The organism is Umezawaea sp. Da 62-37 (assembly GCF_032460545.1).
In the GTDB taxonomy this organism is placed as follows: Bacteria; Actinomycetota; Actinomycetes; order Mycobacteriales; family Pseudonocardiaceae; genus Umezawaea.
This window is the reverse complement of record NZ_CP135965.1, coordinates 7,081,889-7,096,161: the sequence shown is the minus strand read 5'-3', so window position 1 is coordinate 7,096,161 and position 14,273 is coordinate 7,081,889. Positions and strand designations below refer to the sequence as shown.

Below are 14,273 nucleotides of genomic sequence, written 5' to 3'. Positions count from 1 at the left end.
CAGGAAGCCCGCGGTCGCCTTACTGACCTTTCGGAGTCAGGGTCTGCCTCGAGTCCAATTCACTGGCTTGGGTGATCACCGCTGGTCGACGTTTCGCCGTTGATCGGGTATGCGATACGGCGATGGTGATGGGGTCTGCCCGCAGGGTCGGGTCCGTCGCGAGCAGATACGCAGACGGGCGGCCATGATGTTCGCCGATGGGATAAGCGCGGTGCAGATCGCCACCGCGTTGGAGGTCTCCACGACATCGGCGTACACGTGGCGGCGGGCTTGGTTGACCGGCGGCGAGCAAGCCTTGGTATCCAGGGGTGCACCGGGTCCAAATAATCGGCTATCGCAGACTCGAGTGCAACGGGTCGAAGATCAGCGGTGAACCCTGGTGCGTGCGCGGACGCTGATCGGCCGGCTGTTCCACATCACGGTGGGGATCACCACCGTGTGGCAGGTGACGCACCGGGCCGAGTTCACCCCGCGGCAACCCATCGCCCGCGCCGTCGAACGCGACGAACACACCATCGGGCACTGGCGACATCACCGCTCGTTGGCCGCGGTGACCGCCGAGCCGAGCGTCGACAGACCAGCGCGGAGCACATCGGCGGCCACGTCCTCGACGACGTGGTGCATCACGATCAAACCGTGCATCAGGGTGAACAGCGTCGCCGCCGCGGCCGCGGTGTCGGCGCCGGGCGGCAGGTGGCCGTCCGCGCGCCACCGGTCGGCCAACTCGGCGATCCGGTCGAGGGCGTCGCGGTAGAGCGCCCGCGCCCGGTCCTGGAGCAGCGGGTCGCGCAAAGCCTCGGCCCACGTGTTCAGGGCGATGCGGGTCATGTCGTAGTCGGGGTTCGAGGTCCTGCTGCGGATCTCTTCCACCAGCAGGCGCACCGTCTCGTCCGGGGTTGGGCACGGATCGCGCTCCAGCAGGCCGACGAAGATGCCGCGGACCCGGTCGAGCCCTTCGTCGGTGGTGGCGTCGATGATCTCGTTCTTGCTGCGGAAGTAGCGGTAGACCGCGCTGGACGACATTCCGGTCGCGGCGATCACGTCGTCCATCGACGTGGCGTGAAAACCGTTGCGGGAGAAGCACTCCCACGCGCTGATGAGAATGTGCTGCCGACGGTTCGCACGAGTTTTCTCACTGAGTCTCGGCACGCGCGCAGGCTAACCGGAAACGAACGGTTGCGCTACTGGAGTGGCGCGGAGTACATTCGCGCCTCAAGCGAAAACGCTTACTCTCGTTTAGTGGATCAGTAGCTGGTCCGGAGTGTCCGGGCCCATTCCGATCGTCCGCCATCGGCGAGCGGCGCCGATCGACGTCGAATTCCGCGGGTGGGTCGAGTGTGCCTGCGGCTCCCAAGGCTCATCCGGGTGTATACGCACCCGGGTCCTACAATCCGTGGAGTGATTCCGTGGTGGACAATGATGTTCGTCCCCGGCTCGACACGATCCTCGACTCCGGGAAGCTGGCGCGCGGTCAGGTCGCCATCGTCTTCCTGTGCGCTCTGGTGGCGGTGGTCGACGGCTTCGACACGCAGTCGATCGCGCTGGTCGCACCCGTCATCGCCGCTGACTGGGGCGCTGATCCCGCCGTGTTCGGGGTGGTGTTCGGCGTGGGACTGTTCGGCGGCCTGCTCGGCGCCATTGGTTTCGGCTTCGCCGGTGACCGGTTCGGTCGCAAGCCGAACCTGCTCGCGGCGGTCACGCTGTTCGCTGTCGCTTCGCTCTGCACGCCCCTCGCGGAATCCGCGCCCGTCCTGGTGGTGATCCGTCTGATCACCGGGTTCGGTCTCGGCGGAGCCTTGCCCTGCCTCATCGCGATCACCTCGGAGTACACGCCCGCCCGTATGCGGGCGACCGTGGTCGGCCTGATGTTCTGCGGGTTCCCGCTGGGGGCCGTCATCGGCGGGATCGCCTCGGCGCGGATGATCCCGACCCTCGGGTGGGAAAGCGTCTTCATCCTCGGTGGCGCCGTTCCGCTGCTGCTGCTTCCACTGCTGTGGACCAAGTTGCCCGAATCGGCGCGCTTCCTCGCGTTGAAGGGGGACCGGGACGGTCTGGCGCGGGTGCTGCGACAGCTGGGCGTCGCGGTCCGGGCGGAGGACGTTGAACCGGAGCCCAACGACGAACGATCGCCGATCGCGCGGCTGTTCACCGAGGGGCGCGCGGGCGGCACCTTGATGCTCTGGGCGACCCTGTTCCTGAGCCTGCTGCTGACCTATCTGCTGACCAACTGGATCCCAATGGTCGCGACGCAGGCCGGCATCGCGGCATCGCAGGCGATCTTCTGCGTGGTGGCGCTGAACTTCGGTGCGATCATCGGGTGTGTCGTGATCGGCAGGCTCGCGGACGCGTTCCGGCCCACGATCGTCATCGGCGTGGCCTTCGCCGCCGGCGCACTTGCCATCGCGGCGATCGGTCGCGTCGGCGGGTCGGGCGTGGCGCTGCTGGGCACCGCCTTCGCGGCGGGGTTCCTCAGCATCGGCGCGCAGATGTGCACGGTCGCGCTGTGTGCCGGTTTCTATGAGACGTCGCTGCGCGCCACCGGCATCGGCTGGTCGGTCGGTGTCGGCCGGATCGGCGGGATTGTGGGGCCCGTGCTCGGAGGCCTGCTCGTCGCGGTCGGGACCAGCGCGCCGAACCTGTTCCTCGTGACCGCGGTCGCGTCGGTGGGCGCTGCCATCGCGGTCCTGGTGCTGACGCGGTACGTGGGACGTGCAACCTAAAAAGGAACGATCGTTGCGTTATGGGGATCACCCGCTTACTCTCGTGTCAACAAGAACGATCGTTTTCGTTTATCCGAGGAGGGGACAGATTTGATCACCTACGACCAATCGCGCACGATTGTCGAGCAAGCCCTGCGCCACGCACGCGACGAGGGTCTGCCGCCGATGACGGTCGCCGTGCTGGACGCCGCCGGTCAGCTCATGGCGTTCGGCCGGGAAGACGGCTCCAGCCTGCTGCGCGAGCGCATCGCGCGGGGAAAGGCGCATGGCGCCCTCCACATGGGCATGGGCAGCAGGGGGATCGCCGCGAGGGCGAGGTCGCACCCGGAGTTCGTCAACGCCTTGGTGGCCTTGGCCGACGGCGACCTGGTGCCGGTGCCTGGTGGTGTCCTGGTGCGCGACAGTGACGGACAGCTTCTCGGCGCGGTCGGAGTCAGCGGTGACGTGCCCGATCGCGATGAGGAATGCGCCCTGCGGGGAGTGACCGCAGGTGACCTGTGCGCCGATCCCGGCGCCTGATGGGAAGGGCGGCACGCGTGCCCCGAAATCGACTGTTGACCATGCTGGACGAGGGCGAGGTGCCCATCGGCATGCAGTGTTTCACCGGCGACCACACGCTCATCGAGGTGCTCGGCGCGACTGGGTTCGACTACGTCTGGCTCGACAGCGAGCACAGCCCGCTCGACCCGCGGGCGTTGGAGGACACCATGCGCACCTGCGAGGTCGCCGGGCTCGTCCCACTGGTCCGGATCCCGAACCCCGGCGATACCACGTCGGCCAGGCGTGCGTTGGAAGCGGGCGCCGCTGCCGTCGTCCTGCCCATGGTGCGCTCGGCGGCGGACGTGCTCGGCGTGGTCGACGCGCTGACCTTCCCGCCCCACGGCACCCGCGGCCTTTGCCCGGCGCTGCGGGTGTCCGGCTACACCGTCGTGGGGATGCAGGCCCACATGCGCGACAACGACGCCGAACTGGCCGTCATCCCGATGATCGAGACCTTGGAGGCGGTCGCGGACATCGAGGCGATCTGCGCGATCGACCAAGTGAAGATGCTGGTGTTCGCGGCCGGTGAACTGGCTTTCGCCATGGGCGAGGGACCGGCGATGCACAGCAGTGCCAAGATCCGGCAGGCCCAGCGCACGGTGGCCGAGGCCGCCCGGCGGCACGGCGTCGCCCTGATCGGCGGACCGATCCTGAACCCGTCGGAGGAGACCTGCGCCGCGGCGCTGGCGACCGGAATCTCGGTGCTGTGCATCGGACTGGACGTGCTCGCCTTCCGCCAGGTGTGCGAGAACACCGTTGCCGCGGCCAACGCCGCGGTCGCGGCCACCGCCGGTCTCACCCGCCCGCCGGCTCCGGCGAGCGGCTTCCCGTCCTCGTACTGACACCGCTCTCGTACTGACACCGTCCTGGGAGGACACAGCCATGGCAGATCTCCACCGCTACGTCGTCGGCTTGGACGAGCGGGGCAAGTCGGCCGTCGTCATGACCGGCGTGCCGAACCAGCAGGAGAAAGAAGATTTTTTCTGGCGGGCCACGCTGTGGAAGACCAAGGAGATCCCGGTTGACAACACTGTTCCGGGCGACCGCTCGCTCGACGGAGGGGCGGCGCGGTCGCCGTTCCCCGGCGGGATGCTGGTGCGGGCACTGGAACTGTGGCCGGACCCCGACCCCGAGACCCACCGGGCGCTGTTCGCCGAGACGAACCGGATGGTCGGTCACGACCACGAAGCCACCGAGGCGGATCGGCAGCGCAGCGCCACGATGCACAAGACCGACACGCTCGACGTCATCCACGTGATCCGCGGTGAGATCTACCTGGTGCTCGACGAGGAGGAGGTCCTCCTTAAGGCATCTGACACGGTGGTCATCCAGGGCGCCAACCACGGTTGGAGCAACCGGTCCGGCGAACCCTGCCTGTTGATCGGCACCATGACCGACGCCATCCCGTGCAGGCCGGTCGCCGACTGAGCCGGTCGCCCACACCCGTGGCAACAGGTCACCCATGTACCTACCGCGGCGTCCCACCCGCCCCGAGCGCCTCGCGACGCCGGTACCCGACGAAGGAACAGGAGGACTCCCTGTGCCGGTGGTCAAGATCGAGCAAGGGCTCGTGGCGGGTGTCGAGGAGGTCGGCGTCCACAGGTTTCTCGGCATCCTCTACGCCGCGCCGCCTGTCGGTGACCTGCGCTGGGCACCGCCTGCCCGCCCGGCTCGCTGGGACGGGGTCCGCGACGCCACCGAGTTCGGTAACGCGGCCGTCCAGACGGTGGTCAGCGGGATCAGACCTGGGGTTGCGGAGAGCGAGGACTGCCTTTTCCTCAACGTCTGGACCACCACCCTCGAACCTTCGGCGCGCCAACCAGTGATGGTGTGGATCCACGGTGGCGGTTTCCTCAACTGCGCCGCCTCGGTGTCCCAGTGGACAGGCAGACGACTGGCTCGCCGGGGCGTCACCGTGGTGTCCATGAACTACCGGCTGGGTGCCTTCGGGTTCCTCGCACGTCCAGGAGCGGGCGCCAACGCCGCCGTGCTGGACTGGGTGGCCGCCCTGGGCTGGGTGGCGGCGAACATCGAGTCGTTCGGCGGTGATCCGGGCGCCGTGACGATCTTCGGGCAATCCGCCGGTGCCGCCGCGGTGCGCACTCTGCTGAGCACGCCCACAGCGCGGGGGTTGTTCCACAGGGGGATCATCCAAAGCTTGGGCTTCGAGGACTATGCGGTGGTCGCGTCGCCCTCGCGCGAGCGCACCCTTCACGCCTCCGACGCCCTGTACGACCGTCTGGGCGGCAAGGACATCGACGCTTTGCGCACCGTCCCCACCGAGGCGGTGCGCGCCGCCTCCTTCGCGCTGTCCGGCGTCGAGCCTCCGCCGGGGCAACTGCACACACCCGCCAACCTGGTCTGGTACCCGACGGTCGACGGCGATGTCGTCACCGACGATTTCGCCGGCTGGCCTTCCGGCGTACCCGTCATGTTCGGAACCACCCAGGACGAGGCCCGCGCCTTCCTCCGGCCCACAGGCATCTACAGCCGCCCGGACCTCGACCCCGCCGCCGTGTACACCCCCGACACCCTCGACCACATGGTCCGAGCGCTCGCTGGCGAGCGCTCCGGGGACGTCCTCGCCCACTTCGCGGAGCGCGGCCTCAGCCCGTACCGGGCCCTGGCCGAGTTGACGACCGCCGCGGTCTGGCTCGAACCCGCACAGGACACCCACCGCCGCTTCGCCGCCCTGGACCGCGCGTCGTACCACTACCACTTCTCACGGGTGTCGCCCGGCGCCCAGGAGACCGGGCTGCTCGCCTACCACGGCGCCGAGATCCCCTATGTCTTCGGTTTCGCCGGCCCGGACGAGCCCTGGAACGCCCTGGGCGGGACCAGCCAAGCCGGGCTCGGCTTCGACGAGGTCGACCGCGCGGTGTCCGACGCCGTGCAATACGCCTGGATCGAGTTCGCCCGCACCGGTGTCCCTCGCCACCTCGACGGAACGGCGTGGCCGACGTGCGACCGGTCGGCCCCACAGGTCGCACTCATCGGCGACACCGGGGAAGACCGCCTGCTCGAGGTGAGCCCGCTCGTGGCGATGATCGCCTCACAACGCGGCAGTGTCGCCTGACCCGCACCCGCCCGCCGAACGCGACCCCGCCGCGGCCGATCCGGTTGCGGCGGGGGCCTGCTTCGCGCCGCAACCGGAGCGACACCGGCTCTGCAGGCTGGTGGGCGCTCCACACGGCCGACGACGTGACGCAGGACCTTGCCGGCGATACCACCGTTGCAGAGGCGGTGGTCGGAGGTGAACGAGAGGCGGGTGATCTTGCCGACGGCGAGTCCATCCTCGACCGGCGTCCGGGCCGGCTGCACCTGGCTGGTTTTCGAGGAAGTATGTGTGCGCGGGTGCCGTGGAGCTGTCAAAGGCCTGAACATGAAGCCGCCGACGCCCCTAGTGCCGCATCAGACAAGGTTCGCCCTGTTATGACATGACGCGCCGCTCGGGTTCTTGGTCCGGGCGGCGCGTGTGCGTCAGGCTGGCCAGGTGGCGGATCGAGTGCGTGTTCGTGAGATCGATCAGGACGAGGGCGGGCGGTTGTTGCGGATCGTCCGCCGGGGCACCGGGTCGGTGGTGACCTGGCGGCGGGCGCAGATGGTGCTGTTGTCCGCGCAGAGCATGGCGGCGGCCAAGGTCGCCGAGGTGACATTCACCAGTGCGGACCGGGTCCGGGACGTGATCCACAACTTCAACGCCGACGGCTTCGATTCCCTGTATCCGAAGTACTCAGGCGGTCGGCCCAGGACGTTCACGCTGCCCGAACGTCGGGATATCAAGAAGATCGTCAAGTCCAGGCCGGTCGAGCACGATCTGCCGTTCTCGACCTGGAGTCCGGCCAAGCCGGCCGATTTCCTGGTCGCCCAGGGGGTGGTCGACGACATCAGCCACGAGGGCCTGCGCATCCTGCTCCGCGAGGAAGGCGTCTCTTTTCAACGGGTGAAGACCTGGAAGGCCTCCCGCGATCCGGACTACGCGGTCAAGAAGGCGCGGGTGGAGCACCTGTACGCGATCGCCGACGGCGAGGTCGTCGGCGATCGCGACGATCCGGAGGTGGTGTTCTGCCTGGACGAGTTCGGGCCGCTCAACCTGCAACCGCACCCCGGCCGGCAGTGGGCCGAACGCGGCGACACGCACAAGGATCCCGCCCGCGAGCCCGGACCCCGACGGCGGGCGACCTACACCCGCCCCCACGGGGTCCGGCACCTGTTCGCCGCCTACGACCTGGCCGGCGACAAGCTCTACGGCCACATCAAGAAGACCAAGAACCGCACGAAGTTCCTGGAGTTCTGTCGCTATCTGCGCACGCTGTACCCGCCGACGGTGCGGCTGGCGATCGTGTGCGACAACTACTCCCCGCACCTGACCACCAGGCGGTGTCGTCGGGTCGCCGACTGGGCCGAGGCCAACAACGTCGAGATCGCCTACACCCCAACGAATTCGTCGTGGCTTAACCGTATCGAGGCCTGACACGGCACTAGTACGGCAGCAGCCATTCGGGATGTGACCTGCGGGGACGTGGCCGGGGGCCTGCGTTCGACATGGAGCAGCCGCCTGTTGATCATGTGTTTGTGAGAACAACAGGATCGCAGGCGGCTGCCGATGTCAGGATAGGTGCCCGATTGGCCGGGCGGAAACTGGGTGAGTTGACCGAACGGCCGCGCTCGTGTTTCCCGCGGATCGAGCCGTTCCTACAGGCCCGTAAGTACATGCGGGCCGTGACGAGCGAGATGCCCAAGCGGAACGGCTGGACTGTCGCCGAGCATGTCGGGGACCGGACCCCGAACCGGACCCAGCGGCTGCTGAACCGGGCGGTATGGGACGAAGACGCGGCGATGGCCGAGATCAAGCGGTTCGCGGTGTCCGGGCTGGAAGAGGCAGCCCGCAAGGCCGGGCGCCAGCGTGGGAAGTTGGTCATCGGGGCGCTGGACGAGACCGGGCAACAGAAGAAAGGCGACGCCACCTCAGGTGTCAAACGCTAGCATATGGGCTGCGCGGGCCGGGTGGAGAACGGGATCAACACGGTGCACCTGTCCTCTGTGCGCGAAGGCGTCGGGCACGCGTTGATCGGCTTCCGGCAGTGGATCCCCGATGAGCACATCACCGACCCGGTGACCTCGCTGCGTATGGGACTACCGGCGGATCTGACTTTCCGCACCAAAGGACAGTTGGCCATCGACCTCACCACCACGGTGGCCGCTGACGGGATCCGACCGGATTTCTATTGCGGGGACGAGGTTTACGGCAACTGTGCCCAGTTGCGGACCCACTTCGAAGCCGATCGACAAGCCTATGTGTTGCGGGTCCGGAAGAACTTCCGGATCACGCTGCCCAGCGGCCTGGTGCTGTCGGTCGAACAGTCTGTGAAGACACTGCTCACACGCAAGCGGCAGTGGGAGATCCGCTCGGCCGGCAAGGGCTCCAAAGGCGACCGTTGGTACGCCTGGGCCTGGATCGCCACCAACTCGGCCCGACACCACCTGCTCATCCGCAAACACCTACGCACCAACGAGTTGGCCTTCCACTACTGCTACGTGCCCGAAGGACGACTGCTCACCAAGGCCCGGCTGATCCGTGCCGCCGGACTGCGCTGGCCGGTCGAGGAAGGGTTCGAGTTCGGCAAGGACTGCTTCGGCCTGGACCAGTCCCAGATCAGGCTCTACACCGCGATCGCCCGGCACACCTTGCTCGTCTGCGCCGCTCTGGCGGTCTGTGCCGTCACCGCCGCGTTGCTGCGTGACCATACCGACAGCCAAGCCCCCGAACCACGACATCCGGACCAGCCTCCACCTGCCGATCCCGGTCTGATCCCGTTCACCGTCCCCGAAATCAAACGTCTGATCGCAGACACCATCACACCTCGACCACCCGAGCACACAACCCATTGGGTGAACTGGCGACGCCGACACCAAGCACGCTCACGCTGGTTCCACAAACGCACCAGACTCGCCCGCAACATCGAGAACACCCAGGTCAGCTGGCGAATGGCTACTGCCGTACTAGGCACGACCTCGGGGCGTCGGCACGGCTCGTGGATCCGTGGTCTAGTGGTCGATTTCGCGCTCCTGGAACGGCACCGTGCCGAAGCCGCCGATCGGCGCGGTGAAGAGCCGGACGACGATCCCGTCCGGGCCGTCCACTTCGATCGACCGTCCGGTCCGGCGCTGCTTGATCGGCGTGTGGGTGACGTGAGCGGCTCGCAGGTGTTCGAACCACGCTTCCAGAGCCGCGTCGTCAGGAACTTCGAAGGTGACGGGGTCGTAGCCGGAGCGGACGGGATATCCTTCCTCGGCGATCCGCAGCTCAATCATGCCTGGGAAGCCGGGCAGCTCCAGCACTATCCCGAACAGCGCGCCCGAGGCGTCGTGGTGGTCGAAGCGGTCGACGTGCCGGGCGCCGAGCACGCGGGTGAACCAGGCGATCCCGGCGTCGAAGTCGCCGACGACGAACGTGACGTGGTGGACACCGCTGATCGCCGGTGCCGGCACGTACTCCTCGGAGCCGACGGCGGACGTCACGTCAGCTCTCCGACAACTGGCCGCGCAGCCCGGCCATATCGGCGACGGCCCAGTGCTCGACGTACTGGCCGCCTTCCAGCCGAATGATGTCGATGACGTCGAACTCGACCGTCCGCCCGGTCGCCGGCATCCCTTGGAACTCGCCCAGGTGCGTGGCGCGGTAGGACTTGCGGGTGACGACGCGGTCGCCCTCGGCGATCTGGTCGTGGATGGTGACCGTCAGGTCCGGGAACGCGGGCCGCAGGATCCGGGTGAAGAAGTGCTCGGCGCCTTCAGGGCCCACTGCCTGTCCGGGCTGCGGGGTGCGGTTGACGAAGTCGGGCGACATCGTCTCGCTGAACACATCCAGGTCGCCGCCCTCGATGAACGCCTTGTTGAAGTGGGCGACCACGGCCTTGTTCGAGTTTTGCTCGGTACTCATGTGCGGTCATCCTTCCGATCAGGGGAGCTATAAACGCTCATGTAATCCTAATAATGAACTATTCAATTCATGTTGAACTACGGTTGACGGCCTGTCAACAGCGGCGGTGGCTGCGAAAACTGTCGGGATGGACGTCACATGCCGAGCGCGAGATTAGCCCCGGCGGCTCGGGAGCAGCACGACATCATCGACCGGTTCGCCTCCCGCTCGGCCGTGCTCAGCACGCGGTCCCGGTGGTCGATCTCGCCAGCCACGACCGGAACCTCGCACGAGCCGCAGAGCCCCTCCTCGCAGTCACTGGGGACTTCCACGCCCGCCGCGCGCAGCGCGTCCAGGACTCGCTCGTCGGCGGCCACGGGGATGGTCAGCCCTGAGTGCCGCAGCTCGATCCGGAAGCCGTGCTCTCGATCGGGGTCGAGTTCCGCCGGGGCCGCGGTGAAGTGCTCGACGCGCAGCGCCCGTGCCGGCCAGTGCGCGGTGGCGACGGCCAGTTCGGCGAGCAGCCCGTCCGGGCCGCACGCGTAGACGAGGGTGTCCGGCGTCGGTGTCGCGAACAGCGCGCGGACGTCAAGGCGGGTGTCCTCGTCGGTGCAGTGTACGTGCGCCCGGTCTCCGTGGTCGGCGGCGAGCCGGCCGAGGAAAGCCATCGAGGACCTGGTCCGGCCGCAGTGGTGCACCTCGTAGTCCTGCCCCGCGGCCCGTACCTGGTCGGCCATCGCAATGATCGGGGTAATGCCGATGCCGCCCGCGACGAAGACGTACCGGCGCGCGGCAGGGTCCAGGTGGAAGTGGTTGCGGGGACCGCGGATGCCGAGCGCGTGACCAGGGCGCAGTTCACGGTGCACATACCGCGAGCCGCCCCGGCCAGCGGCCTCCTCGCGCACTGCGATCACGTACCGTTCCCGGTCGCCTGGTCGGCCGCACAGCGAGTACTGGCGGGACATCCCGCCCAGGTCGACGTCGACGTGGGCGCCGGCAGACCAGGCCGGCAGCGCTCGACCTGCCGGGTCGGACAGCACCACGGCGACCACGTCGTCGGCGACCGGGGTGATCGAGTCCACCTGGAGGGTCCGGGGCCTTGCCTTCGCGTTCCAGTCTGCCGGGGACGGCGGCCGACGCGCCAGGAGCGAGCGGTCGTGCCGTTCCGGGTTCGCGGCGGGGTCCCAGTGGACCCACAAGTGGTCAGGGCCGCGGAACGAGGTGTTGGGCAGGTAGGTGAACCGCTGGTCCGGCACCAGTTCGAGGTGCGGCAGGCGGGTCGTCAGCTCTTCGAGGAAGATCCGCACCTCCATCCGGGCCAGGTCGCGGCCCAGGCATCGGTGACTGCCGTAGCCGAAGGTGAGGTGGTCCTCCGCGTCCGGGCGTCGGATGTCGAACCCGTCGGGGTCGGCGAACCGCCGCTCGTCGTGGTTGGCCGACGAGTTCACGACGAGCAGCTTCGCGCCGCGGGGGATCGCGACGCCGCCGATCGTCGTGTCGGCGGTGACGAGCCTGCGCCAGGCGGCGACGGAGCCCGAGTGCCGCAGGCACTCGTCGACCGCTCCCGCGATGAGCGCGGGATCCGCGCAGAGGTCCCGCCAGGAGGCCGGGTGCTCCAACAGCAGCTTGATCGCGTTGGCGGCGGCGTTGGCCGTGGTCTCGTGGGCGGCGACGATGCCGGCCATCATCATGGAGTGCAGGTAGGAGTCGGTGACGACGTCCGGCAGTTCCCGCTGAACCCTGATCCCGTAAAGCATCCAGCCGTGCCCTGAGGGGTCGCGACGCATCTTTTCCAGCACGGTCCCGGCGTACTGCCAAAACTGCCCGACCGCCTCGGCCACGCCGACCTGCTCCTGCGGCGTGGGGCGGCCCCAGGTGTTGACGGTGTGGGCGATGGAGTACCGCCGCATCGTCGCCATGTCCTCAGGTGGCACGCCGAGGAAGTGCAGCGCGACGGTCAGCGGCACCTCCCAGAGCATTTCATCCACCAGATCGGCCCGGCCCGAGTCCACGAAACGGTCGATGTGCTCACGCGTCAGCCGCCGCACCATCGGTTCGTGGTGCACGAGTTCAGCCGGGCTGAAGGGGGCCATCAGGGCGCGTCTGCGCGGCATGTGCGCGGGTTCGTCCTCGTTCACGAGGGTCCGTGCCATCGCGTAACCGTGCGCTTCGAGCACGGCCGTGGCCTCGGCGGAGACCGAGGTGATCTTCTCCAGCGCGATGGAAGGTGAGAACAAGGCGTTGTCGCGAAAGACGGCTTTGACGTCCTCGTAACGCGTAACCACCCAATAGCCGAGGGCCGGGCTGTAGAACACCGGCTCGTCGTCACGCGACCAGCGCAGGCAACCCGGCGGGTCGGAGAGGTACTCAGGACCGAACGGATCGAACGCGACGGCGTTCGGCGAGACGGGACAGTCAGAAGGGCCCATGACCCACTTCCCTGTACTTGAGCTGCCAATTTACTAATAACGCACATCATGTGCGCCAAGGGAACATGTTTGAGAGTAGGTCGGTGCCACAAAGGTGGTCAAGCACGAGGTGGAGGCTGCACACGCGGTCTCGCCGGCGCGGGCTCACTGCGGAAGGTGGTCCTCCAGGCTGCGCGCGGCGCTCCGCACGGCCTTCGCGGCTACCGCGGTGTCGAACCCCTCGAGAGCCACCACGCCGATGCTGTGCTCGAAACCGGAGCCGGGCACCGCGCGGACACCCGCCGCGACTCCGACCGCGCCGCGTTCGAGTTGGCCGGAGGTGATGCTGTAACCGTCGCGGCGGACCTGACGTAGCTCGTCGGTGTCGCTGCGCGACTCCGGGCGCGCCGCGAGGATCGCGATACCGGCCGCGCCTTTGGTCAGCGGGTGCCGGCTACCGACGCGGTAAGCCACCCGCAACGCGGCGGACTCCGGCTCCGCGACCATGATCACCACGCAGTCTGGGCCCTCGGCGGCCGAGACGAACGCCGTCGCCCCGGTTTCGTTCGCCAGCGACCGCAGCAGGACGCGGGCCTCGCGGGTGAACCCGGGCTCGAACCTCGCGCCGAGCACCGCGGTGCCGACGCCCAGGCGCAGCAACCCGTCCTCGGTGCGGCTGACGAGCCCGTGCGCCTCGAGCGTGGCCGCGATCCGATAGCAGATGGCGCGATGGACATCGAGCTCCCGGGCGAGGTCGGCGACCGAAATGCCGTTCGCGGACCGCGAGACGACATCCAGTGCGCGTAGTCCACGGTCCAGCGTCTGGAGCGTGCTCATCGTGGTCCTCGATCGGTGCGCGAGCTGCTGCGGCCAGCCGGACCGCCGAACCCAGCCTAGTTGACCGTCTGCGTTGCGAGAGCGGGTCAGACCTTCCCACTTCATGGCCGGTCGCCGGCGCCGTGGCGTACGTCGTCGGCGACCGCCGACGCCGCACGCCGCACGGCGACGGCGACCTGCTGCTCGTCGAGTTCGGTCATCGCGACGACCCCTACGCTCGCCGCCATTGGGGCGGCACCGACCGGCACCGCCGCTGCCAAGCCCCACGCTCCGAGCTCGAGCTCTCCTGAGGTCACCGAATAGCCGCGTTCCCGTGCCGCTGCCACCTCCGCGCGCTCACCGGCGAGCGCCGGGCGAGCCGCGAGGATGGCGATACCGGCTGCGCTCACCTCCAGTCGATGCCGGGCACCGGTCCGGTAGCCCACGTGCATCCGGGCCCGGCGGGGTTCGACGACGTACGCACTGACCGCCTCGCCGCCGTCGGCGAGGGTGAGGAACGCCGTGGCGCCCACCTCGTCCGCGAGCACGGCGAGGTGCGGTGCGGCGGCGGTGCACAGATCGACCTCGACCGCGCCGGCCAGGTCGATGAGCCCGACGCCGAGCCGGAACCGCAAGTTGCCGTCCTGCATCACCAGGCCGTGCGCCCGCAACGTGCCGAGCAGGCGGTAGACGACAGTGCGGTGCAGCCCGAGCTTCGCCGCGAGCGCGTTGACGCCGAGGCCCGCCGGGTGGTGCCGGAGCACCTCCAGAACCCGAAGTCCCTTGCCGAGAGTTTGCGAATAACCAGCGTTGACAGGACCCATGAGCCACCTCACCATGTGACGAGGTGCGATTTACGCACTATAA

At 68.3% G+C, this 14,273-nt stretch carries 14 protein-coding genes and 2 pseudogenes; 10 read left to right on the top strand and 6 right to left on the bottom strand.

The genetic code is table 11. The features are described from left to right. Positions 1 to 109 precede the first annotated feature (109 nt). Both RM788_RS53095 and RM788_RS53090 read left to right on the top strand, forming a co-directional pair. A complete protein-coding gene (locus RM788_RS53095; protein ID WP_399340772.1) occupies positions 110 to 373 on the top strand; it encodes a helix-turn-helix domain-containing protein in 264 nt (87 codons plus the stop codon). A 6-nt stretch (positions 374 to 379) separates the two neighbouring features. Further along, positions 380 to 520 (top strand): annotated as a pseudogene (locus RM788_RS53090) (winged helix-turn-helix domain-containing protein); the annotation flags it as partial. Positions 521 to 531: 11 nt separating this feature from the next. Here the strand turns inward: RM788_RS53090 and RM788_RS32780 are convergent. After that, entirely contained in the window at positions 532 to 1,149 is a 618-nt protein-coding gene (locus tag RM788_RS32780) for a TetR/AcrR family transcriptional regulator (RefSeq protein ID WP_315922309.1), read from the bottom strand. Between the two features lie 188 nt (positions 1,150 to 1,337). On the opposite strand from RM788_RS32780, the gene RM788_RS32775 reads away from it, so the two are divergent. The 8 genes and pseudogenes from RM788_RS32775 to RM788_RS53085 all read left to right on the top strand — a co-directional run. Further along, a complete protein-coding gene (locus RM788_RS32775) occupies positions 1,338 to 2,720 on the top strand; it encodes an MFS transporter (RefSeq protein WP_315922307.1) in 1,383 nt (460 codons plus the stop codon). Between the two features lie 90 nt (positions 2,721 to 2,810). After that, the gene (locus RM788_RS32770) at positions 2,811 to 3,239 is read left to right on the top strand and encodes a GlcG/HbpS family heme-binding protein (protein WP_315922305.1); all 429 of its coding nucleotides are present in this window, start codon (positions 2,811 to 2,813) and stop codon (positions 3,237 to 3,239) included. A gap of 41 nt (positions 3,240 to 3,280) precedes the next feature. Continuing rightward, entirely contained in the window at positions 3,281 to 4,102 is an 822-nt protein-coding gene (locus RM788_RS32765; protein WP_315934819.1) for an HpcH/HpaI aldolase family protein, read from the top strand. Positions 4,103 to 4,142: 40 nt separating this feature from the next. Beyond that, positions 4,143 to 4,688, top strand: coding sequence for a cupin domain-containing protein (locus RM788_RS32760; RefSeq protein WP_315922303.1), 546 nt, complete (start codon positions 4,143 to 4,145; stop codon positions 4,686 to 4,688). Positions 4,689 to 4,806: 118 nt separating this feature from the next. Then, on the top strand, positions 4,807 to 6,336 hold the full coding sequence (locus RM788_RS32755) for a carboxylesterase/lipase family protein (RefSeq protein WP_315922301.1): 1,530 nt from the start codon (positions 4,807 to 4,809) through the stop codon (positions 6,334 to 6,336). 381 nt (positions 6,337 to 6,717) lie between these two features. After that, positions 6,718 to 7,734, top strand: a complete 1,017-nt coding sequence (locus RM788_RS32750) for an IS630 family transposase (protein WP_315922299.1) — start codon at positions 6,718 to 6,720, stop codon at positions 7,732 to 7,734. A gap of 176 nt (positions 7,735 to 7,910) precedes the next feature. Beyond that, positions 7,911 to 8,246, top strand: a complete 336-nt coding sequence (locus tag RM788_RS32745) for a hypothetical protein (RefSeq protein WP_315922297.1) — start codon at positions 7,911 to 7,913, stop codon at positions 8,244 to 8,246. Between the two features lie 3 nt (positions 8,247 to 8,249). Next, positions 8,250 to 8,957 (top strand): annotated as a pseudogene (locus RM788_RS53085) (transposase); the annotation flags it as partial. A 351-nt stretch (positions 8,958 to 9,308) separates the two neighbouring features. On the opposite strand, the gene RM788_RS53080 reads toward RM788_RS53085, so the two are convergent. The 5 genes from RM788_RS53080 to RM788_RS32720 form a co-directional block, all read right to left on the bottom strand. Beyond that, on the bottom strand, positions 9,309 to 9,668 hold the full coding sequence (locus tag RM788_RS53080) for a VOC family protein (RefSeq protein WP_399345172.1): 360 nt from the start codon (positions 9,666 to 9,668) through the stop codon (positions 9,309 to 9,311). Positions 9,669 to 9,783: 115 nt separating this feature from the next. Further along, the gene (locus RM788_RS32735; RefSeq protein WP_315922293.1) at positions 9,784 to 10,203 is read right to left on the bottom strand and encodes an ester cyclase; all 420 of its coding nucleotides are present in this window, start codon (positions 10,201 to 10,203) and stop codon (positions 9,784 to 9,786) included. Positions 10,204 to 10,337: 134 nt separating this feature from the next. Next, the gene (locus tag RM788_RS32730; protein ID WP_315922291.1) at positions 10,338 to 12,611 is read right to left on the bottom strand and encodes a cytochrome P450/oxidoreductase; all 2,274 of its coding nucleotides are present in this window, start codon (positions 12,609 to 12,611) and stop codon (positions 10,338 to 10,340) included. A gap of 144 nt (positions 12,612 to 12,755) precedes the next feature. Further along, positions 12,756 to 13,427, bottom strand: a complete 672-nt coding sequence (locus RM788_RS32725; protein ID WP_315922289.1) for an IclR family transcriptional regulator — start codon at positions 13,425 to 13,427, stop codon at positions 12,756 to 12,758. A 101-nt stretch (positions 13,428 to 13,528) separates the two neighbouring features. Further along, positions 13,529 to 14,230: an IclR family transcriptional regulator gene (locus RM788_RS32720; protein WP_315922287.1), complete on the bottom strand. Its 702-nt coding sequence runs from the start codon at positions 14,228 to 14,230 to the stop codon at positions 13,529 to 13,531. Positions 14,231 to 14,273 lie beyond the last annotated feature (43 nt).